19 protein-coding genes and 1 tRNA gene are annotated in these 24,122 nt (G+C 37.9%); 4 read left to right on the top strand and 16 right to left on the bottom strand.

Annotated elements, in window-relative coordinates; translation table 11 throughout:
- Positions 1–79: 79 nt before the first annotated feature.
- Positions 80–856 (bottom strand): 30S ribosomal protein S2, encoded by a 777-nt coding sequence (gene rpsB, locus V5N68_RS05510; RefSeq protein ID WP_332066180.1) that lies wholly within the window; start codon positions 854–856, stop codon positions 80–82.
- Between the two features lie 165 nt (positions 857–1,021).
- Positions 1,022–1,855 carry a cell envelope integrity EipB family protein gene (locus V5N68_RS05505; RefSeq protein WP_332066222.1) on the bottom strand — a complete coding sequence of 278 codons (834 nt, stop codon included), beginning with the start codon at positions 1,853–1,855 and terminating at the stop codon, positions 1,022–1,024.
- Between the two features lie 142 nt (positions 1,856–1,997).
- Here V5N68_RS05505 and V5N68_RS05500 point away from each other — a divergent pair, with 142 nt between their 5' ends.
- Both V5N68_RS05500 and V5N68_RS05495 read left to right on the top strand, forming a co-directional pair.
- Positions 1,998–2,474, top strand: a complete 477-nt coding sequence (locus V5N68_RS05500) for a RidA family protein (RefSeq protein ID WP_332066179.1) — start codon at positions 1,998–2,000, stop codon at positions 2,472–2,474.
- A 117-nt stretch (positions 2,475–2,591) separates the two neighbouring features.
- Positions 2,592–3,014, top strand: a complete 423-nt coding sequence (locus V5N68_RS05495) for an HIT family protein (protein ID WP_332066178.1) — start codon at positions 2,592–2,594, stop codon at positions 3,012–3,014.
- On the opposite strand, the gene clpA is transcribed toward V5N68_RS05495, so the two are convergent.
- Positions 3,011–5,374, bottom strand: coding sequence for an ATP-dependent Clp protease ATP-binding subunit ClpA (gene clpA, locus V5N68_RS05490; protein ID WP_332066177.1), 2,364 nt, complete (start codon positions 5,372–5,374; stop codon positions 3,011–3,013). The genes V5N68_RS05495 and clpA overlap by 4 nt on opposite strands.
- 627 nt (positions 5,375–6,001) lie before the next feature.
- Here clpA and V5N68_RS05485 point away from each other — a divergent pair.
- Together V5N68_RS05485 and V5N68_RS05480 are read left to right on the top strand one after the other, a co-directional pair.
- Positions 6,002–7,348, top strand: a complete 1,347-nt coding sequence (locus V5N68_RS05485; protein WP_332066176.1) for an SPOR domain-containing protein — start codon at positions 6,002–6,004, stop codon at positions 7,346–7,348.
- Between the two features lie 30 nt (positions 7,349–7,378).
- Complete coding sequence (locus V5N68_RS05480; RefSeq protein WP_332066175.1) at positions 7,379–7,657, top strand: hypothetical protein; 279 nt, start codon at positions 7,379–7,381, stop codon at positions 7,655–7,657.
- A 415-nt stretch (positions 7,658–8,072) separates the two neighbouring features.
- Here V5N68_RS05480 and V5N68_RS05475 read toward each other — a convergent pair whose 3' ends face one another.
- From V5N68_RS05475 to V5N68_RS05415, 13 genes are all read right to left on the bottom strand, one after another.
- Entirely contained in the window at positions 8,073–9,470 is a 1,398-nt protein-coding gene (locus V5N68_RS05475) for an L-serine ammonia-lyase (RefSeq protein WP_332066174.1), read from the bottom strand.
- A gap of 341 nt (positions 9,471–9,811) precedes the next feature.
- The gene (locus tag V5N68_RS05470) at positions 9,812–10,501 is read right to left on the bottom strand and encodes a nitroreductase (RefSeq protein WP_332066173.1); all 690 of its coding nucleotides are present in this window, start codon (positions 10,499–10,501) and stop codon (positions 9,812–9,814) included.
- 207 nt (positions 10,502–10,708) lie between these two features.
- Positions 10,709–11,095, bottom strand: a complete 387-nt coding sequence (locus V5N68_RS05465; protein WP_332066172.1) for a MerR family transcriptional regulator — start codon at positions 11,093–11,095, stop codon at positions 10,709–10,711.
- Positions 11,096–11,504: 409 nt separating this feature from the next.
- Positions 11,505–15,716, bottom strand: a complete 4,212-nt coding sequence (gene rpoC, locus V5N68_RS05460; protein WP_332066171.1) for a DNA-directed RNA polymerase subunit beta' — start codon at positions 15,714–15,716, stop codon at positions 11,505–11,507.
- Between the two features lie 163 nt (positions 15,717–15,879).
- Positions 15,880–20,031: a DNA-directed RNA polymerase subunit beta gene (gene rpoB, locus V5N68_RS05455; protein ID WP_332066221.1), complete on the bottom strand. Its 4,152-nt coding sequence runs from the start codon at positions 20,029–20,031 to the stop codon at positions 15,880–15,882.
- Positions 20,032–20,310: 279 nt separating this feature from the next.
- The gene (gene rplL, locus V5N68_RS05450; protein WP_332066170.1) at positions 20,311–20,679 is read right to left on the bottom strand and encodes a 50S ribosomal protein L7/L12; all 369 of its coding nucleotides are present in this window, start codon (positions 20,677–20,679) and stop codon (positions 20,311–20,313) included.
- A gap of 103 nt (positions 20,680–20,782) precedes the next feature.
- Positions 20,783–21,301, bottom strand: a complete 519-nt coding sequence (gene rplJ / locus V5N68_RS05445) for a 50S ribosomal protein L10 (protein WP_332066169.1) — start codon at positions 21,299–21,301, stop codon at positions 20,783–20,785.
- Between the two features lie 353 nt (positions 21,302–21,654).
- Positions 21,655–22,353: a 50S ribosomal protein L1 gene (gene rplA / locus V5N68_RS05440; RefSeq protein WP_332066168.1), complete on the bottom strand. Its 699-nt coding sequence runs from the start codon at positions 22,351–22,353 to the stop codon at positions 21,655–21,657.
- A gap of 4 nt (positions 22,354–22,357) precedes the next feature.
- Positions 22,358–22,786 (bottom strand): 50S ribosomal protein L11, encoded by a 429-nt coding sequence (gene rplK, locus V5N68_RS05435; RefSeq protein ID WP_332066167.1) that lies wholly within the window; start codon positions 22,784–22,786, stop codon positions 22,358–22,360.
- A gap of 146 nt (positions 22,787–22,932) precedes the next feature.
- A complete protein-coding gene (gene nusG, locus V5N68_RS05430; protein WP_332066166.1) occupies positions 22,933–23,463 on the bottom strand; it encodes a transcription termination/antitermination protein NusG in 531 nt (176 codons plus the stop codon).
- Between the two features lie 20 nt (positions 23,464–23,483).
- Positions 23,484–23,696 carry a preprotein translocase subunit SecE gene (gene secE / locus V5N68_RS05425; protein WP_332066165.1) on the bottom strand — a complete coding sequence of 71 codons (213 nt, stop codon included), beginning with the start codon at positions 23,694–23,696 and terminating at the stop codon, positions 23,484–23,486.
- 210 nt (positions 23,697–23,906) lie between these two features.
- A tRNA-Trp gene (locus V5N68_RS05420) sits at positions 23,907–23,982 on the bottom strand.
- Positions 23,983–24,050: 68 nt separating this feature from the next.
- The coding region (locus tag V5N68_RS05415; protein WP_503619816.1) for an EF-Tu C-terminal domain-related protein at positions 24,051–24,122 on the bottom strand (72 nt) is incomplete at its 5' end.

The following is a 24,122-nucleotide window of genomic DNA, read 5'->3' as shown; positions in this document are numbered from 1 at the left end:
TAATAATAAAACGTGCAAAGAACCTTATACACGCCCACAATCTTTTTTAAAAAACAACTATCTTAATAAGTGCTTTTAATTACTGCTCAGAAACTGGAGCTACATTATCTAAAATGGGCTCTACAGGCGCATCAGCTTGAGCTCCTAAATCAATGCCCATTGCACCCTGCTGACGAGCAATACCATCAAGAACTGCACGAGCAACAAGATCACAATACAGAGAAATCGCACGTGAAGCATCATCATTACCTGGAATTGGGTAATCAATATCATCAGGATCACAATTAGTATCAATAATAGCAACAACTGGAATATTCAAACGCTTTGCTTCCTGAATCGCGATGCTTTCTTTATTTGTATCAATAATAAATATAAGGTCTGGAACAGATCCCATATCTTTAATACCACCAAGTGCACGATTAAGCTTCTCACGATCGCGCTCAAGGTTTAAACGCTCCTTCTTAGTGAAACCTTGAGCTTCAGCAGCGAGAATTTTATCAAGTTTACACAAACGGTGTATTGAATTGGAAATCGTCTTCCAGTTTGTCAGCATACCACCAAGCCAACGCGCATTGACATAATATTGCGCTGAGCGACTTGCTGCATCAGCAATAATATCAGCTGCCTGTCTCTTAGTACCGACAAATAAAATGCGACCACCCCGTGCAACTGTATCAGAAATAAGTTTAAGTGCCTGATGCAAAAGTGGAACAGTTTGAGCAAGGTCAATAATGTGCACATTATTGCGCTGCCCATAAATATATGGAGACATTTTTGGATTCCAGCGATGAGTCTGGTGGCCAAAATGCACGCCTGCTTCTAAAAGTTGATGCATAGTAAAATCTGGTAATGCCATAATCTATCCTTTCCGGTTGAACCTCCGCGAAAAAAACAGGAAAAACCTATTACCGGGGGATGCTCGCTAAATGCTAAACCTCTCTGCTCACACCCAAACTTCGCGTGTGGAATGATGCAAACATACTAATATTTGATTCTTTTTCAAGTTATTTTCTGAAATTATCTAATGTTTACATTGGCTCAAATTCTTACCTTCCTCAAATAGTTCAAGATTATTCAATTTTGCACGCACTGAAAAAATCCCATAATCTACACGAAGATCACGCATGATACCGTTTTCATGTAAAAGAAAGCTGGTGCGGTAAATAGGCAAACCATCTCTATTTTCTGAATCATCAAAATAAGAAATTGTAACCGGCCAATACTCCCCTTCCATCAACTTTTCTATCTTGGTTGCCTCAATATCAGAAATATCAAATATCTTTGTCTTTTTTTTCCCAATAATGACACTTTCTTTTATAACTTTATCTGCTTTATCTGTACCATCAAACACAGTAGTATTATAGAAACTATAGCCTGCTTTAGCATGCCGAATAATATTTTTTAACTGCATAACCGGAAACTCAGCTGTTGCAAGCTTATACTCTGTTTTTTTTGGCTTTTGCAATTTAACAGTAATTCCATCTTTAGTACGTTCAGCTGACCCCTCAGAATTATGCGCAACATCCTGTCCAACCTGATTTGTAACACTAAAACGAAACGCACGACCATCACCTGTTTCATAACTGGTTGTCTGTTGATCAGTTAAACGTGCAGGCATATCTTCAATATGAACACGACTAATAAAACGAAAACGTGTAGTATACCCCTGACATGCTGAACCTTTGAGCTCAAACACCATTCGTCCAGTCATTCCTAAAATTGCCATTTCACTAGGAGCGCTATCAAGCTGAAAATCATAAATAGCCCTATGAGGTGCAACAAAAATATCCCCTTCAGCTCTCGCAGAACATAAAAAAATAACATAAAAAATTATTACAAACAATGATCTCATAATTTCTAATTTCCAATTCTCCCTATTGCACATCATTCATACAATAAGGCAACAAAGATCAACTTTTAATTAACTACGCATTTTCTTAAACTGAAAAATAGTTTATGCAATAAGTGTATTATAAAATAGCTATGGGATTTAAATTATGACAAACTTGATTGAAAACCGTTTAAAAATATTAGGTATCACTATACCTGACGCAACTCAGCCCATTGCAAATTATGTAGCAGTATCACAAAGTAACAATCAGCTTTTTATTTCTGGACAGCTCCCTCTTTTAAACGGAAAACCAATTACAGTTGGAAAAGTTGGAGTAGCTGTAAACATCGAACAAGCAAAAAAATCAGCTGAAGTATGTGCTATCAATATCCTTGCGCAAATAAAAGCAACTCTTGGTAATTTGGATAAAATAAAAAAAATAGTAAAAACCACAGTCTTCGTTGCCGCGGATTCCAACTTTACCGACATTCCTCTCATAGCTAACGGAGCTTCTGATCTATTTGTTAATATCCTCGGTGAAGCAGGAAAACATGCTCGCTCTGCCATCGGTGTTTCTGTTCTTCCTATGAATGTTCCGGTAGAAGTTGAAGCCATCGTAGAGATATCTTCCTCCTACCAATAATGAAGATTCCATAATGCTAAAACCAAATGAAAGAATCTCTTAGCTCATACTTTTAAAATGTTGCACTCTTTTTTATTTTAAAACTTTAAAATAAAATTAATAAGAAGGAATGATTGTATGAAACAAACTTATGATGACAACAATGTTTTTGCTAAATTGATTCGCAATGAAATCCCTTCTGTTCGTGTTTATGAAGATGATGATGTCATTGCATTTATGGATATCATGCCACAAGCTCCGGGGCACACATTGGTCATCCCTCGAAAAGGTTCTAGAAATTTACTGGATGCAGATACTGAAACATTGTTTCCAGTTATTAAGGTTGTACAAAAAATCGCTAACGCTGTCAAAAAAGCTTTTAAAGCAGATGGTGTAACGATTATGCAATTTAATGAAGCAGCTAGTCAGCAAACTGTTTACCATCTCCACTTCCATATCATACCACGCATGGAAGGAATAGAACTTATCCCTCATAATAATATTGTAACGTCTACAGAAATACTTGAAGAAAATGCAAAAAAAATTCGATCTGCCCTTTAAGACTCTTTTAATTTGCAAAGCTTTTTTTTGCATATCTTCCCTTTTGAAAGATGTATTATTTTGCTCTTTTTTGAACAAACAGATGCTTTGGAAGATGAAATTTCTAATTGCAATTTTTCTTTTTTCCCATTCATTTTTTGTGTCAATACATGAACCATACCACCATGACGCAACCTTCCGAATAAAATTTCATCAACTAATGGTTTCTTGATATGTTCTTGTATGACACGACTTAATGGACGCGCTCCCATCTGGGAATCGTAGCCTTTATTAGCAAGCCAAATCATTGCGGAGGTGCTTAATTCAAAATAAATTCCTCGATCTGCTAACTGCGCTTCAAGCTGAAAAATAAACTTTTGTACAATCCGGCCGATTATTTGATGGGATAGAGGTGCAAACGGAATGATAGCATCTAATCGATTACGGAATTCTGGCGCAAACAATCGGTTAATGGTCTCTATATCGTAACTGTAATGATTTTTTTCACCAAAACCAATAGGTGATTTTGCCATATCTGAAGAACCAGCATTAGTTGTCATAATCAAGACAACATTACGAAAATCAATTTTCTTTCCATTATGATCGGTTAGTCTTCCGTAATCCATCACCTGTAATAAAATATTAAACAATTCTGGATGAGCCTTTTCTATCTCATCCAGTAATAGAACTGCATGAGGATTCTTATCAACAGCATCTGTAAGAAGACCACCTTGATCAAAGCCTATGTATCCTGGAGGAGCACCTATTAAACGTGCAACTGTATGTCGTTCCATATATTCCGACATATCAAAGCGTAATAATTCAATCCCCAAGGAAGATGCAAGCTGTTTTGCAATTTCAGTTTTTCCTACACCTGTTGGCCCTGAAAATAGATAGCTTCCTATTAACTTTTCCGAATCGCGTAACCCTGCTCGCGCCAACTTAATTGAAGATACTAACGCTGTAATTGCCTGATCTTGCCCATAAATGACATGCTTCAGCTCTTTTTCAAGATTACTAAGAACTTTTTGATCATCGCTAGAAACTGTTTTTGATGGTATCCTTGCCATAGCAGCAACGGTTGCTTCAATCTCTTTAACACCTATACTTTTTTTTCGCCGCTTTTGGGACAAAAGCATTTGCGCCGCACCACTTTCATCAACAACATCAATAGCTTTATCAGGAAGACAACGATCAACTATATACCGTGAAGATAGTTTTACAGAGGCTTTCATTGCGTCATCAGTATACTTTATCTGATAAAAATTTTCAAAATAAGGCTTTAACCCTCGCAAAATTTTAATAGCATCCGGAACAGAAGGCTCATTAATATCAATTTTTTGAAAACGTCTCTCTAAAGCTCGATCTTGTTCAAAAAACTTTCGATATTCTCTGTAAGTTGTCGAACCAATACACCGAATGGATTTTGAAGATAATGCAGGTTTTAAAAGATTAGCCGCATCGATATTTCCCTCTGATGTAGTTCCTGCTCCAATCAATGTATGAATTTCATCAATAAACAAAATAGCATCTGTATGATCTTCAAAATCTTTAATAACCTGTTTAAATCGTTCTTCAAAATCACCACGATAGCGCGTACCAGCAACAAGTTTACCTATATCAAGAGAAAATATTGTAGCATTTGCCAAAACTTCAGGAACTCGCCCATCAATAATGCGCTTAGCCAACCCCTCAATTATAGCTGTTTTTCCAACGCCAGGATCACCTACCAAAATCGGATTATTTTTTGATCTTCTACATAAAATCTGAATCATCCGTGAAATTTCTAAATCACGACCAATCAATAAATCAACTTTTCCATGACGTGCTTTGCAATTTAGATCAACACAGTAAGTAAAAAGTGTACTCGTCGCTTTTTCATCATTATCCCAAATCTGCTGATCCAATTGTCCTTCAATATCTTCCAGCAACATAGATAATCCATCATCACGTGGGATACCGTATGATATAAAACGCATAGCATCATAGCATGTCATCCCTCCTTCCTGAAGAAAATATGCTGCATGACTTTCATGTTCAGAAAAAATTGCAACAAGGACATTTACCCCAGAAACTTCATCTTTTCCGGCAGATTGAGCATGTATCACTGCACGTTCAATAACACGTTGTAAAAATGCTGTAGGCTTTGTGTCTTTATTCGCACCAATTTTTGTATCTAGCTCTGATTGGATATAATTCATTAAACGTCTACGTAATTCTTCCAAGTTGACCTGACAAGCCTGGAGAACTGAACTTACATCGACATCATCTAGCAAAGCAAGCAGAAGATGCTCCAATGTCGCGTATTCATGTTGTGCTTGAGTAGCAATCGTTAATGCGCTATGCAACGCTTTTTCAAGATTTGGTGTAAAAGATGGCATACCACCCTCACTTCCATTCCATTACACATTGTAACAGATATCTTTTTAGACGTGTGCGTCCCATAATTTGCATCACTTTCATTTCAATCACTTCATTATTTAAAGCATTAACCCCGCATAATTCATTCCATTTCAATGAATTTAACATAATGCACAGTGTTTTTTCGAAACTTTTTTAAAAAATCTTCTCTCAAATAATGAAACCCGTAACCGTATAATTATTCCTAAATAAAAACGCGCAGTACAATTTAAATATCTAAAATTTAACTTTAATCTTAGTCATAATGATAGAATCATATGTTTTTACTTTCCAACTTTTGCCCTTTTTCTCGTACATATTATTTTGATATTTTTCCTGATACAGGTTATAAAGTTTTTCATTAATTTTGCATCGCATTATTTTTCGTGGAGCATGTTTTCAGTAATTTTAAGCCCTTTCATAACTATTACAACACGCGTTTGCATAAAAAAGTATTTTTTTCATAGTTAAGTTAGATCAAATATGAATTAATAAAATTATTTCTGTCAATAAATTAGTAACACCATTTATTTAAACTATACAGGCAGACTATAGCAAAAGGGGCCTTGAGAGGATTCCAGAGTAAATAAAGACATGGGATACAGCAAGTGTATATTAATTGCCGACAAATAATTGTACGTTACTACCAAAAGCTAACGATTTTTGTTATCGCTTTGACTTTTTTTTCTTGTTCTTGGGCATCAGCCACTCCCAAAGGAGTCTATCCCGATAAATATGCAGCTATTGTTATAGATGCAAATACAGGAAAAACCTTATTTCAGAAAAATGCAACGCTGAAGCGTTATCCTGCTTCATTAACAAAAATGATGACATTATACATACTTTTTGAGGCTATGCATGCGCGTCGTATAACACCAAATACACCAATTCCCATTTCAAGTTACGCTGCAAAACGTCCACCAACAAAAATCGGGCTTAAAGTGGGTCAAACAATTTCTGCAGAAGCAGCAGCTAAAGCGCTTGTTACAAAATCAGCAAATGATGTTGCAACCGCTATTGCTGAATATCTCGGTGGCAATGAAAAAAAATTTGCTATAATGATGACGAAAAAAGCAAAAAAACTCGGTATGATAAATACTCACTTCGCGAATGCGTCTGGACTTCCAGACACACGCAATTATTCTACAGCAAAAGATATGGCTACTTTATCATTGGCCTTACGTCAGCATTTTCCAAAGCAGTATAAACTATTTAAAACAACAAGTTTTACCTTTCATGGACAAACAATTAACAGCCATAATAGATTAGTTAAGATGGTAAAAGGTGTCGATGGAATTAAAACGGGCTATACACAAATGTCAGGTTCTAATTTAGCGACATCAATGCGTATCGAAGGTCGCTCTATTGTCGCTGTCGTCATGGGAGGAAAATCATCTGCCGCACGAGATGATCATATGGTTGATTTATTAAATCACTACCTTCCAAAAGCAAGTCGTATACAGAGTGGTGAACGTTTAATAGCTTTTGCAAATTATAACTTACCTACCGGTGTGAATACTCCTATACCACTTATGAAAGCTAATTCCACCGAATTTGATGATGAAATTTCTACTATATTGACAGCACTCGCAGAACAACCTAAAAATTTTGATACAGCAATATCTGCTGTAAATCAGGTGATTATACCAATACCTAACCCCCAAAAAACTGAATCCGTAAAAATTGTTACTGCAGCTTTATCTACGAATACTGGATGGGCTATTCAAATTGGTTCTCTTTCTGATAGAAAACAAGCAAAAAAATTGCTTGTAAAAGCAAAAAATACAGCTTATTCAGCTTTGAAATACACCTCTTTACATACGCAGCCATTTGAAAAAAGTGGACATCATTATTATCGTGCTAGATTTATAGGCTTTTCATCAAAAAAAGCGGCTTCTAGTGCATGTTCTACTTTAAAGAAAGCAAATTTTAACTGCTATATTGTAGCTTATTAAAAATTTTTAATCTCGCATTAAGGGCAGTCCATGATACATGACGCTATTGATTCATTCCTTGAAAAAGAAAAATTGTTGAAGCAGTCATCTTTTACTTCACTGCGTTCTCTTCATAACGCTATGATAAAACTTACTGACTTGAAACATGCTCCCACTACGCTAAGCACACAATCTCTTGTCAATCTTCTTATTTGCCAAACAACCAGAAACCGCCGTTTAGCTATCCCTCCTGTGCGCATTCATTTACGTGTTGTAAGCCAAACTGGCAGTATACCTATTAAAATCCGTTTAGGAGCAACAAATATTTAGCGTTATAGACAAAAGCGATACAAAACCGCTTAGTTAACAAAGCTATCCCTGTGCTACTTTCAGTATAGTTTCCCTTACGAGAATCGCACCCTACATTTTACTTATCCGCGGCACTTTCAACTTTTAAATAGAATTATTTTGCAAAAGTGTACCATAAACTATTTAGGTATATTTACTTGCATTGCTAATTGAATATTGAAATATTCTTGAATATTTAAAACATAAACCCTGCTACAAAAATTACAGTTAAATCATCTTAATTAACAATGCAATAAAATACTTCTTTAATGATCTCTAGATAATTTCTTAAAATAGATATACATAATATTTCCTATTATATACGTTTATTATAGTACTAATATTTATTACGATTAATATTTAATGTATCATCTGTTATACTAATATCACCGCACACTTAACAAGATGTTACATTCACTGCAAGGCCAGCTTTACTTGTCTCTTTATAACAATCACTCATATCATGCCCTGTTTGACGCATAGTTTTTATACAAGCATCAAGAGAAACAAAATGCTGCCCATTACTGTGCAATGCGAGAGAAGAAGCGGTCACAGCTTTTACAGCGCCCATCGCATTACGCTCAATACAAGGAACTTGTACAAGACCTGCGACTGGATCACACGTCATCCCTAAATGATGTTCAAGAGCAATTTCTGCAGCATTTTCAATTTGAGCTGGCGTACCACCTAATGCTGCTGTCAACCCCGCAGCAGCCATTGAAGATGCAGTCCCAACCTCACCTTGACAACCAACTTCTGCACCAGAAATAGAAGCATTGTGTTTAATAACTCCACCAATAGCCGCAGCTGTTAATAAAAAATTATGTATTCCTGCTCGATCCGAATAATCACTGAATTGGAGATAATAACGCAACACTGCAGGCACAACGCCCGCTGCACCATTTGTCGGTGCAGTTACAACACGACCACCCGCTGCATTTTCTTCATTTACAGCTATAGCATAAACAGAAAGCCAATCATTAGCCAAGAATGGATGATTATGATTTTTTTCTCTACTTTCCAAAAGTTTATCATGTAGTTTTTTAGCACGTCTTTTAACATGCAGCTCACCTGGCAACTCACCTTCTTGTGAAAGTCCCCTATCAATGCAATTTGTCATGGCTGAAAAAATTGCATCAAGCCCATTATCAAGAGCAGAACGTTCCATCGTCGTTTCTTCATTTATGCGCTTCATCTCTGCAATTGATAATCCTGATTTTTTTGCCATTAATAACATATTATTAGCAGAATCAAAAGGATATGGAACTTCAGGGGTTTGTAGTTTTGTATCATTACTTATACGACTTAACTCATCTTCTGTTACAACAAAGCCACCACCAATAGAATAATAAACTTGACGTAAAAGGGTATTTCCATCTGCATCAAGCCCCTCAAATGCAAGCCCATTTGGATGACCTGGTAAAATCATATTTCGTTCAAAAATAAGATCACTACGCAAATCAAACTGATAAGGAGGGTGCCCCTTTGGCTGTACTTGTTTTTCTTGCTCCACCTTTTCCAAAAGTGAACTCATAAGATCAGGATCAACAGTTGATGCCTTTTCTCCTAAAAGCCCTAATATAATAGCCCTATCTGTAGCATGACCAATTCCCGTAAATGCTAATGAACCATAAAGATAAACACGTATACGAGAAATTCTTGCACAAGATGACAAAGCAAGATTTTGTGTCATAATTTCCTGCAAAAACATATTAGCAGCAGTCATTGGCCCCATTGTATGTGAACTAGAAGGCCCGATACCAATTTTAAAGAGTTCAAAAACGGATAAAAACACTAATCACCTCAAAATTAAATATAAATTCAAAGCATATATTTTTTACCACTTCTATGTTATTCAAAATTAAGTTGTGAGATAAACTAAAAAAATAACGATAATGAAAATTAATGTTGCCCGTCTTGCAACTATCCAACACTTTCTTTCTAGAACGCTTCCCATAGCAACCCTGTAAAAAAACTTACAATAATCCTATAACAATCATTATATTAATGCATCGAACCTATTAAAATAAATATTAATATGCAATATTAAAGTTAAGTAAGCAAAATAAATCCTACTGAAATATTTTTATAATACCTTAATATCTTAATTTTATTATTTAATCACATAAAAACACTCTATGAAGCTGATTTAATAAAACGTACAAAATTGTTAATTGGTTCACGATCAGTTTCAATACTGTTTTCTGGAGCATTTATATCACGATACCCAAGAGCCATACCACAAATAATCTTCCTATCAGAAGGTACAGATAAAAGAGGACGAGTTTGTTTAGGATAATCGGCAAGAGAAGCTTGAGGGCATGTATCAAGCCCAAATCCCCGTGCAGCCAGCATAATGGTTTGCATAAACATACCCAAATCAAGCCAACTTCCCATTTCCATATCACCATCTATTGTAAACAAAAGTCCTACAGGAGCACCGAAAAAGAAAAAATTCCTTGCCTTCTGATGAAGTATTTTTTCTTGTTCATCTTTTTTGATCCCAAGGCTCTTATAAAGGTCTAAACCTATTTTTTTACGCCGAGAAGCATAAGGTTCACGCCACTGACGCGGATAATAATGATATTCACGTTCCGCTTGCACACCAGACAATACTAACTTCGAAAGTTCCTGCCCAACATGTTGCAACACTTCCCCGGTAAGAACGATTACTTGCCACGGCTGCAGATTTCCTCCAGATGGAGAACGCGCCGCAAAATCTAAAATTTTATTAATCGTTTCTTCTGAAACTGGCTGATCAGTAAACGCCCTAATTGACTTTCTCGACAAAATAGATTGAAAAATGTCACTCGAGGAATCTACCATTTTCTTCTTCCTTTTCATATAAAAATAAGCCTGAATATCAAGATTTTTTTAGCAGCCAATATACTGTTTGGAAACTTTCCACGCTTTTATTTAATTTATTCCTCAACGACTTTATATATTCAAAACTTTGTTTGTGCCTTCTTAATTAAGAATTCACACAGAACTTCTCCTGCAATGAAAAAATAATCATAAAAATAAATTTAAAAACTAATATTTTACACCCAATTCTGCTAAATTCTCAAAAAAAATCTCTTCAATGCATTCTAAATCATGTAAAATATCATCAATATCACGCTGCATTTGTTGTAAATAAGCGCGCTTTTTATTAACGCCTGCAATTAATTCTTTAAGCTTTTCCTCATCGTTCGGCAATCTCTCCACCACGGTCAACATCTCAGATATTTCAGATAAAGAAAAATTAACTCTTTTAGCCCGTAATATCTGTTTTAATTTATGACGATCTGTTTGAGTATAAAACCGTGTACTCCCACGACGAAAAGGTACAAGCAGGCCCTCTTCTTCATAATAACGCAAAGTACGAGCAGTAATTGAAAATTCACGTGTCAATTCACTAATTGAATAATATCCATACATCTTATCGTTCTGTTCTCATAGAACACGCTTATCAACAATGTGTATACCTATAAAAGTTTTTCTATCACACCATTCTCTATTTTTTCTTTTCTTTAAAGAAAAAACTTTTCTAATCACACAAGTTCTCTATAGTAAAAAACAATTAGTTTTTAATCTTTTAAGAAAAATTTCTAACCATTTGCTTTAATCGCCTCTCAATAAAAAATATAAAAGCAAAAATTTCATGGCACTCAACCAACTACCTTTTTTCAAATAATATTATCTTCTTTCTACAATATACCAACAACTCTATCTACATTATATATTCCTTATTTTTTATAAATAGAGTTTCAGCTATTTTCATTTCTTAAAATTCTTAAAACGTCTAAATACCATATAGACGTTTTTACATTACTTTTATATGCTCAAACTATTCAACAGGTGTATTCACCGTCATATTTGTTAACATAACCTTAGCCATCTCGTTATTACCAGATTTACACCGTTCATCTACAATTAAACCATCACGAACTGCAGCAATACGGCGTATTTGAGCAATTGTACCACCTGTTCCTGCAGGAATAAGACGACCAACAATCACATTTTCCTTCAATCCTTGCAATGTATCAATTTTTCCAGAAACTGCCGCTTCGGTAAGTACTCGAGTTGTTTCCTGGAATGATGCAGCAGAAATAAAAGACGGTGTTTGAAGAGATGCTTTTGTAATCCCAAGAAGAATAGGATTACCTGATGCCGGCCTTTTCCCTTCTGCTATCAAATTATCATTAATTTCATCTAATTCAATACGATCAACATTATCGCCTGGAATATAACCAGAATCTCCAGATTCAGTAATCTCTACTTTTTGTAACATTTGGCGGACAATTACCTCAATATGCTTATCATTAATCAAAACACCCTGCAAACGGTAAACTTCCTGAATTTCATTAACAAGATAAGAGGCCAAAGCTTCAACACCTTTAATTGCTAAAATATCATGAGGTGCTGGATTACCATCAAGAATATAATCTCCTTTTTCAATTTGATCGCCTTCTTGAAAATGAAATAATTTACCCTTTGGAATCAAATACTCTACTGACTCAAGAGATTCATCATGTGGCTCAATGATAATACGACGCTTATTTTTATAACCACGACCGAAGCGAATTGTACCACTAACTTCAGCAATAATAGCGTGATCTTTTGGACGCCGTGCTTCAAAAAGCTCAGCTACTCGTGGCAAACCACCTGTAATATCTTTTGTCTTAGCACTTTCCATTGGTAAACGCGCAATGACATCACCAGCCTTTACATGAGCACCAGGCTCAACAGAAAGAATAGTTTCCACTGACATCATGTAACGAGCTTCACCACCTTTATATAATTTAGCTATAGCCTTTCCTTTTTCATCCTCATGAATAACAATAGCTGGCTTTAACTCAGCACCACGAGGGTTTGCACGCCAATCGACAACCAAACGTTTTGTAATACCTGTTGATTCATCAGTCGTCTCAGTAACTGATAAACCATCAATCATATCTTCAAAACCTACGTAACCATCAACTTCAGTTAAAATTGGACGTGTATAAGGATCCCATTCAGCTATACGCTGACCACATTTAACAATATCACCATCATCGACAAAAATATGCGCGCCATAACTAATACGATGCGCTATACGCTCTTTCCCAGTTTCGTCCTTGATAATTATAACCACATTGCGCCCCATAACTACTAAATGCCCTTCAGAATTACGAACAACATTGCGATTACGAATTTCTATTGTACCTTCATAGGATGCTTCTAAATGAGATGAATCAACCACTTGAGCTGTTCCACCTAAATGGAAAGTACGCATAGTGAGCTGAGTCCCAGGCTCACCAATCGATTGAGCGGCAATCACACCAACTGCTTCACCTTGATTAACTGGTGTTCCACGCGCTAAATCACGACCATAACACTTAGCACAAACCCCAAGGCGTGTTTCACATGTTAAAGCGGAACGGATTTGAACAGACTGAATCCCAGCTTCTTCAATCCTCACAACATCAGCTTCCTCAATCATAGCGCCACCTTCAAGGATAACTTCCCCAGAAGTTGGATGCAAAATATCAATAAGTGCCGTACGACCAAGAACCCTTTGACCAAGTGACGCAACAATTTGCCCTGCATCAACAATCGGCTGAATAGTAAGCCCCTTTACAGTACCACAATCAACTGCAGAAATAATAGCATCCTGCGCAACATCCACAAGACGCCTTGTTAAATAACCAGAGTTAGCAGTTTTTAAGGCAGTATCAGCAAGTCCCTTCCGTGCACCATGAGTCGAATTAAAATACTCATTAACAGTGAGACCTTCTTTAAAGTTTGAAATAATTGGTGTTTCAATAATTTCACCTGATGGTTTTGCCATTAACCCACGCATACCTGCTAACTGTTTCATCTGATTAGCAGAACCACGTGCACCAGAATGTGACATCATATAGATTGAATTCATTTGCCGCTGACGACCTGTTTCAGGATCAAACTCAACAGTCTGAAGACGCTTCATCATTTCATATGCAACACGGTCAGTACATTTACCCCAAGCATCGACAACCTTATTATATTTTTCACCCTGAGTAATTAAACCATCATTATACTGCTGTTCGTATTCTTTAGCCAAAGCTTCTGTTTCTGCAACTAAACGTGGCTTACTATCAGGAATAACCATATCATCTTTACCAAATGAAATCCCAGCACGGCAAGCATAAGAAAAGCCAAGCTGCATAATACGATCACAGAAAATAACAGTCTCTTTTTGTCCACAATGCCTATAAACCTGATCAATTATTTTTGAAATGTTCTTTTTAGTCATTTCCTGATTGACAATATCAAAAGAAATATTTGAATTTTTAGGCAAAAGCTCACCAATGATTAAACGACCAGGTGTAGTATCATACAGTTTAGGAACCGCTCTTCCATCTTGACCCATATTATTAAAGCGGCCTTTAATCTTTGTATGGAGAGTTATCACCTTATTTTCCAAAGCATGATGCAGCTCACCTATATCAGCAAATGCCATCCCTTCACCTGGCTCTTTTTCTAAAACAATGGAAAGATAATAAAGACCAAGGACCATATCCTGTGATGGAACAATAATTGGCGCACCATTGGCTGGATGGAGGATATTATTGGTTGACATCATTAAAACACGAGCTTCAAGCTGCGCTTCAAGAGAAAGTGGAACATGTACTGCCATTTGATCTCCATCAAAATCTGCATTAAAAGCAGTACACACTAATGGATGAAGCTGTATAGCTTTTCCCTCAATCAAAATAGGTTCAAAGGCTTGAATGCCCAAACGGTGCAATGTCGGAGCACGATTCAGTAAAACAGGATGTTCACGAATAACTTCGTCTAAAATATCCCAAACTTCTGGATGTTCTTTTTCGACAAGTTTTTTCGCCTGCTTTACAGTTGATGAATACCCTTTGGCATCAAGGCGCGCATAAATAAACGGCTTAAATAACTCCAGAGCCATTTTTTTAGGAAGACCACATTGGTGCAATTTCAATCCTGGACCCGTAACAATAACAGAACGACCCGAATAATCTACACGCTTACCTAACAAATTCTGACGAAAACGCCCTTGTTTCCCCTTAAGCATATCAGAAAGCGACTTTAATGGGCGCTTATTCGCCCCTGTAATCACACGCCCACGACGACCATTATCAAACAATGCATCAACAGCTTCCTGAACCATACGCTTTTCATTACGCACAATAATTCCAGGAGCACGCAATTCAATTAATCGCTTCAATCTATTATTACGATTTATAACCCTCCTATAAAGATCATTTAAATCTGATGTTGCAAAACGGCCACCATCAAGAGGAACTAATGGACGCAAATCCGGCGGAATAACCGGAATTGTCTTCATAATCATCCACTCTGGTTTATTACCAGACTCAAGAAAGTTTTCAACAATCTTCAGTCTTTTAATGAGCTTTTTCTGCTTTAATTCTGAAGTCGTTTCAGATAACTCAGCACGTAAATCATTTGCTATTTTATCTAATTCCATACCAGCCAAAAGCTCATAAATAGCTTCAGCGCCGATCATAGCCGTGAACTGATCTTCTCCAAATTCATCAACAGCAAGCATATACTCTTCTTCAGAAAGAAGCTGATGAAGCTTAAGAGGTGTTAACCCTGGCTCTGTTACAATATAATTTTCAAAATAAAGAACCCTTTCAATATCCTTCAAAGTTAGATCTAAAAGAGTAGAAATACGACCTGGCAGAGATTTTAAAAACCAAATATGAGCAACTGGTGCCGCAAGTTCAATATGCCCCATGCGCTCACGCCGCACTCGCGATAAAGTAACTTCTACACCGCACTTTTCACATATAATACCTTTATATTTCATACGTTTATATTTGCCACATAAGCACTCATAATCCTTAATAGGACCAAATATACGCGCACAAAAAAGGCCATCACGCTCTGGTTTAAAGGTACGATAATTAATAGTCTCAGGCTTCTTTATTTCACCATATGACCAAGACAGAATCTTCTCAGGACTAGCAATTGAAATACGAATAGAGTCAAATGTCTGCGCTGGCGACTGAGGATTGAAAAGATTCATGACCTCGTGGTTCATGCTGTTCTCCTTCAAAGATTCTTAGAACCTATTAAATAGATATTAATTTTACACAGACTTTAACTTAAAGTCTGTTTTTATTTTACACTGCATCTGCACTATCTTAACTTTATTAACCTCTCAGAACAGTTAAAGCACGTTAATTTAAACATACTCCTAAAAACTATTGTTCCGTCACATCGGATGACGTTCTCTGTGCAATAAGTTCACGCGCATCATCAAGCTCCACATTAAGAGCAAGTGAACGCATCTCCTTCACCAACACATTAAAGCTTTCAGGTATACCAGCCTCAAATGTATCGTCACCACGTACAATTGCCTCATAGACTTTTGTTCTACCAGCAACATCATCTGACTTAACTGTTAACATCTCCTGCAAAGTATATGCAGCACCATATGCTTCAAGAGCCCAAACCTCCATTTCACCAAAACGCTGACCTCCAAATTGTGCCTTACCACCTAACGGCTGTTGAGTAACAAGAGAATAAGGCCCAATCGAACGAGCATGAATCTTATCATCAACGAGGTGATGCAATTTAAGCATATAAATGTAACCCACAGTAACAGGACGATCAAAAGGCTCACCAGTCCGACCATCATAAAGAGTAACCTGCCCTGAACTGTCCAAACCTGCATCTTCTAACATCGTATTAATATCAGATTCATGAGCTCCATCAAATACAGGTGTCGCAATTGAAACACCTTTCCTCATCTGCAATGCCAATTTATAAAGACTCTCATCATCATATTGACGTACAGATTCATTACGACCATTATCAGGAATAAAACTCTCTATACGCTTCCGTAAAGGAAGTATATCCCCAGTTTCTCGATAACTATCTACTAAATCACCAATTTTCTTTCCCATACCTGCACAAGCCCAGCCAAGATGAGTCTCAAGAATTTGTCCAACGTTCATACGACTAGGGACACCAAGCGGATTTAATACAATATCAGCATGTGTTCCATCTTCAAGAAACGGCATATCTTCTACTGGAACAATTCGCGACACAACACCTTTGTTACCATGACGCCCCGCCATTTTATCACCTGGTTGAATTTTGCGTTTCACCGCTACAAAAACTTTAACCATTTTCATAACACCAGGCGGCATTTCATCGCCTCTTTGAACTTTTTCAACTTTATCCATAAAACGGCGTTGCAGCGCTTCTTTCGATTCATCATACTGCTTACGCAAAGCTTCAATCTCATTCTGAAGCTTTTCATCCTCAACAGAAAACTGCCACCATTGCGAACGTGGGTAATCACCCATAACTACACTATCAAGCTTCCTACTTTCTGAAAATCCTTTTGGACCCTCTACAGCAAACTTTCCTGTCAACATATCAGAAAGACGCGCATAAACATTACGATCAAGGATTGACTGTTCATCATCACGGTCTTTAGCCAAACGTTCAATTTCTTCACGCTCAATTGCCATAGCACGTTCATCTTTTCCCACACCATGGCGATTAAAAACACGCACTTCTACAACTGTTCCAAAGGTTCCAGGAGGCATCCGCATAGAAGTATCGCGAACATCTGAAGCCTTTTCTCCAAAAATTGCACGCAAAAGTTTTTCTTCTGGCGTCATGGGACTTTCACCTTTGGGTGTTATTTTACCAACCAAAATATCACCCGGCTGAACCTCAGCACCAATGTAAATAATACCAGCCTCATCAAGATTTCTTAATGCTTCTTCCGCAACATTAGGAATATCACGAGTAATTTCTTCCGGCCCAAGCTTTGTATCACGTGCAGCAACTTCAAATTCTTCAATATGAATCGAAGTAAAAACATCATCAACAACGATGCGCTCAGAAAGTAAAATGGAATCCTCATAATTATAACCATTCCACGGCATAAATGCTACAAGAACATTCCTCCCAAGAGCTAAATCGCCAAGGTCTGTAGATGGACCATCTGCAATAATATCACCTTTCTCCACCCGCTCACCGACATGGACAAGAGGTCGTTGATTAATACAAGTAGACTGATTAGAACGCTGAAACTTTTGCAGACGATAAATATCAACACCTGATTTCGAAGGATCCAAATCTTCTGTCGCACGAATAACGATACGTGTTGCATCAACTTGATCAACAATACCACCCCGTTTTGCACCAATAGCTGCCCCAGAATCGCGAGCAACGACTGACTCCATACCCGTACCAACAAATGGTGCTTCAGCACGCACAAGTGGAACCGCTTGACGCTGCATATTGGAACCCATCAGAGCGCGATTCGCATCATCATTTTCTAAAAATGGAATAAGAGCAGCTGCCACTGATACTAACTGTTTAGGCGAGACATCCATCAAGTCAACATGATCGCGCGGCGCCATCAAAACTTCACCAGCATGACGACAAACAACAAATTCTTCAATAAAACGCCCTTCCGCATCTAATGAAGAATTAGCTTGCGCTACATAATGTTTAGACTCTTCCATAGCAGAAAGATAAACAACTTCCGTAGTCACTTTACCATCAATAATTTTACGGTATGGGCTTTCAATAAAACCATACTTATTAACCCTTGCAAACGTTGCTAAAGAATTAATCAAACCAATATTGGGACCTTCCGGCGTTTCAATCGGACAAATACGACCATAATGTGTAGGATGCACATCACGAACTTCAAAACCTGCACGCTCACGAGTTAACCCCCCCGGACCGAGAGCAGAAAGACGACGCTTATGGGTAATTTCCGACAGTGGATTCGTTTGATCCATAAACTGTGACAACTGCGAAGAACCAAAAAATTCACGAACAGCCGCTGCAGCCGGCTTTGCATTGATCAAATCCTGCGGCATAACCGTATCAATCTCAACTGATGACATACGTTCCTTTATCGCACGCTCCATTCGAAGCAAACCGATACGATACTGATTTTCCATCAGCTCCCCAACTGATCGAACACGACGATTACCAAGGTTATCAATATCATCAATTTCACCACGACCATCACGTAATTCAACCAACATTTTAACAACAGCAAGAATATCTTCTTGACGTAACACGCGAACTGTATCCGGACAATCAAGATCCATACGCAAATTCATCTTAACACGCCCAACAGCCGAAAGATCATAACGCTCTGGGTCAAAAAACAATGAATGGAATACAGCTTCTGCTGTATCCATTGTAGGTGGCTCGCCTGGGCGCATTACTCGGTAAATATCAAACAACGCATCTTGCCGACTTTCATTCTTATCTACCTTTAAAGTATTGCGAATATACGCTCCAACATTCATGTGATCAATATCAAGAATATCAACTTGATCAGCATTAACATCAAATAAAACCTTTAATGTCTTCTCATCAATTTCATCACCAGCTTCAAGGTAAATCTCACCTGTCTGATAATTAACTATATCTTCAGCTAAATAATACCCCAACAAATCATATTCGCTCACCTTAACCGCTTTCAAGCCCTTTTCAGCTAATGACCTCGCAACACGAGCAGTTAACTTCTTACCAACCTCAGCAACTACCTCACCACTATCCGCATCAACCAGATCAGAAACGAGCGTCATCCCTTTAAAACGATCAACAGAATAAGGAATACGCCACCCATCTCCATCTCTCTCATAAGTAACTTTATTATAAAAAGTTGACAAAATATCTGACGCGTCCATACCTAGCGCCATTAAAAAACTGGTAATTGGAATTTTACGTCGTCTATCAATACGAGCATAAATAATATCCTTGGCATCAAACTCAATATCAAGCCAAGAACCCCGATAAGGAATCACACGAGCAGCAAAAAGAAGCTTCCCTGATGAATGAGATTTGCCTTTATCATGATCAAAAAAAACACCTGGAGAACGATGCATCTGAGAAACAATAACACGTTCAGTACCATTAACAATAAAAGTACCATTCGCTGTCATCAAGGGCATATCACCCATATAAACGCCCTGCTCTTTAATATCCTTGATATCCTTTGAACCAGTATCTTCATCAACATCAAAAACAATCAAACGCAATATTACCTTTAACGGTGCCGCATAAGTTAAATCACGCTGACGACATTCTTCCACATCAAACTTTGGTAAATCAAATTCATAACCAACAAACTCAAGCATAGCCGTACCGGAAAAATCCGAAATAGGGAACACCGATTTAAAAACAGCCTGCAAGCCCTCATTTGGACGCCCACCCTTCGGCTCCTTAACCATGAGGAACTGATCATATGAAGCTTTTTGAACCTCAATAAGATTAGGCATCTCTGCCACCTCAGGAATCTTACCAAAAAATTTACGTACACGCTTACGACCATTAAATTGAGATGTCATCGCTAGAGTCTGAGCCATCATCGCTCCTCGATCTTTACTCTTCAAAGTAGACTAAACCTTGAAAGCTTTACATCATTAATCTGCACACGCAGATCAGTTTATTTAATACTCACGAATGAGTTACTACCAAATTCCCCGCAAAGCAGCCAATTCACTTTCTTGGCTTTTAAATAAGGGATATTAAATAAAATCTATAGATCATAACCACTAAATTATAAAAAATAATTCAGCAACCTCCTTTACTCTTTAAAAGAAAAGGAAAATGGCGAACATAAATGCTCGCCAATAGATTTAAATCTATTTGAGCTCAACTTTAGCACCAGCACTTTCAAGTTGAGATTTAATCTTTTCTGCTTCGTCTTTAGAAATACCCTCTTTAATAGGTTTAGGTGCACCTTCAACTAAATCTTTAGCTTCTTTTAGACCAAGTCCAGTAAGAGCACGAACCTCCTTGATAACATTAATTTTTTGAGCCCCACCACTCACAAGAATCACATCAAATTCCGTCTTTTCCTCAACAACTGGAGCAGCAGCACCAGCAGCAGCCACAGCTACAGGAGCAGCAGCTGAAACCCCCCACTTATCCTCAAGTAATTTAGAAAGCTCTGCGGCCTCCAAAAGAGTTAAATTAGAAAGTTCCTCCACGATCTTTTCTAGATCAGCCATTTTAAAATTCCTTTAATTAAAAAATTTGAACCATTATTTAGAACCCAATCAAAAAAATAGAAAAGCGCTAAAGCCCTTCCATTATTATGAATACAAAACAACCTTAAGCTGCCTTGCCTTCTTGAGCATATACTCCAACAACACGCGCAACCTTACCAGCAGGCGCATTAACAACCCGCGCAACATGAGTCGCAGGAGTAGAAATCATACCTACAAGTTTCGCCCGCAACTCATTTAATGAAGGCAATGATGCCAAAGACTTCACAGCATCTACACTTAAATTAGCCGCACCCATTGAACCGCCAAGAATGACAAATTGATCATTACTTTTCGCAAAATCAACAACAACTTTTGGCGCTACAATTGGATCTTCCGAGTAAGCAACAAGAGTCTGCCCAGTAAATAAATCTACTATAGACTCAGACTCCGTACCTTGAAGAGCGATTTTAGCAAGGCGATTTTTGGCAACTTTAATGGCACCGCCAGCTTCACTCATTTTTGATCGAAGATCATTCATTTGCGAAACTGTCAGACCGGAATAGTGTGCAACAATGACAGAACCAGACTTACGAAAAGCTTCATTCAACCATGTAACAAACTCGCGTTTTTCCGCTTTATTCACTGTCTCTCTCCATATAACAGATTTAATAAAATAAATCTGTTGGTTACCTTTGATGGCACAAATACTTCATACCATCGATGAGGATCCTGTCCCCTTCTCACGCACAACGATCAAAGGCAACCTTGGCTCAAACTCTTTAAGTCATCTAACTCTACAGCTCTTACCCCAGTCTCATGCAGGCTCTTTTGTATTAAGATACTCAACGCATCACCCACAATCTCGGACAGGATATTCCGAAATTTCTTTCGGCACAACCCAAGCTTAATAAAGCTTAGATAAAAAATGCCAACAAAGTCGACATCCTAAACAAAATCTTGATACTACGTATCAAAATAAAAAAAAGCACGCTTCATTCATTCTACACGAATCGTTGCAGGATCAACTTTAATTCCAACTCCCATCGTTGAAGAAACTGCAACACGCTTAATATATTCACCTTTCGCACCTTGCGGTTTAGCCTTAACAACCGCACCGACAAAAGCCTTAATATTCTCTACTATCTTCTCAACACCAAAAGAAGCTTTACCAATACCAGCGTGCACAATACCAGCCTTTTCAACTCGAAATTCAACAGCACCACCTTTAGAAGCTTTTACTGCCCCGGCAACATCCATTGTTACAGTACCAACTTTTGGGTTTGGCATCAAACTTCGCGGACCAAGAACTTTCCCAAGACGACCAACAAGCGGCATCATATCTGGGGTCGCGACACAACGATCAAAATTAATTACCCCACTGTTAATACTCTCAAACAAATCCTCAGCTCCCACAACATCTGCACCAGCAACCTTAGCTTCTTCAGCCTTATCACCACGCGCAAAAACCGCAACACGAACATTTCTTCCAGACCCATTAGGTAAGTGAGCAACCCCTCGAACCATCTGATCCGCATGACGAGGATCAACACCCAAATTCATTGAAACCTCAATCGTCTCGTCAAACTTAGCAACGGCACGCTCCTTAACCATAGAAACAGCATTTTCTAAAGCATAAAGCTTATTAAAATCAATATCTCTCCGGATATTTTTTATTCTCTTGGCTACTTTTCCCATAATATTAATCCACCACCTTCAAGCCCATAGAGCGAGCAGAACCTTCAATCATACGCATCGCCGCCTCAATGCCATTTGCATTAAGATCTTTCATTTTAATTTCCGCAATCGAACGAATTTTATCACGAGAAATACTTCCAACAGATACCTTTCCAGGATCTTTTGAGCCCGATTTTAAATTTGCCTCCTTTTTCAAAAAAAATGACACAGGAGGCGTTTTCAGAGAAAACGTAAAAGACTTATCCTGATAATAAGTAATAATAACCGGAATAGGCGACCCCTTTTCCAACTCTTGCGTGGCAGCATTGAATGATTTACAAAACTCCATGATATTAATACCACGCTGACCGAGAGCAGGACCAATCGGTGGAGATGGAGTAGCCGCTCCCGCAGGGACCTGCAATTTTAGCTGACCTATACTTTTCTTTGCCATAATAATCTGCCTTCATTTAACTAATAAACTGACAACCTTACTTGCCAGTCATCTCTTGCAGTTTTGTGGTGCGGATCATAAAGTTGACAAAAGCCAAAAATCACCTCCCACTAATCATTTCAAGTGATTAAATCACTTCAACTTCATCAAAGTTTTTCAACTTGACTAAACTCTAAATCAACAGGCGTAGGACGCCCAAAAATTAGCACCTCGACCTTAAGGCGAGAACGCTCTTCCTCAACCTCTTGAACAACACCGTTAAACGACACAAAAGGTCCATCAGCAACACGAACTTGCTCACCAACCTCAAATAGCACAGAGGACTTTGGAGACTCAACACCTTCCTGAACCTGCTTAAGAATATTCTCAGCCTCCTTATCAGAAATAGGAACTGGACGCGAATCCGAACCCAAAAATCCCGTTACCTTAGGTGTATTTTTAACAAGATGATAAACTTCATCCGTCAATTCAGCACGAAGCAAAATGTAACCAGGGAAAAATTTACGCTCAGCATCCACCCTACGACCCCGACGAATCTCAACAACACGCTCTGTTGGAACAAAAATCTTTTCAAAAAGATGATCCAACTTTTTTTGCTTTGCCTCTTTATCAATAGCCTCTGCTACTTTTTTTTCAAAGTTTGAATACGCTTGAACAATATACCAATGAGCAGCCACAATCACACTTCCTTACATTATCAACTAAAAAGATACTTTAGAAGATCAATACCCTGCCATACACTAAAATGCATAACTTGATCCACCACAAAAAAGAAAGCTGACGCCAACGCAGTCACCAACAACACCATAACACTCGAGACAACCGTCTCACGACGTGTAGGCCACTTCACTTTAGCCGTTTCTGCATACACTTGCTTCAAAAAAGTAATCGGATTAGTTTTAAACGCCATCAGTTACACTATATCTCTTTATCTCACTGTGATTTATACTACAAAACAAACACGACGGAAACGCAAAAACTAATTTCTTAATCTTACGCGACCTTAAAATATATTCAATAACGATTCATACATAAAAAAACAAGCCCTATACAAAAAAAAGAAAGAAGGCAGCAAAACCCACCCACCTTCCTAAAAAAACACCTTTACCCCACCTAATTTTGGCAGGGGCAGCAGGACTTGAACCCGCGACCTGCGGTTTTGGAGACCGCCGCTCTACCAACTGAGCTATACCCCTAATCTCTGACAACTTCCTTACCACACAAGCGCCTTTAATAATTAAAGACGCCCCTCAACAACCACTGCCTATTCAATGATCTTAGAAACGATACCTGCACCAACAGTACGACCACCTTCACGAATAGCAAAACGAAGCTT

Source organism: Bartonella eidoli (genome assembly GCF_036576145.1).
In the GTDB taxonomy this organism is placed as follows: Bacteria; Pseudomonadota; Alphaproteobacteria; order Rhizobiales; family Rhizobiaceae; genus Bartonella.
The sequence above is the reverse complement of the archived record's forward strand: the minus strand, read 5'-3'. Positions and strand labels throughout refer to the sequence as shown.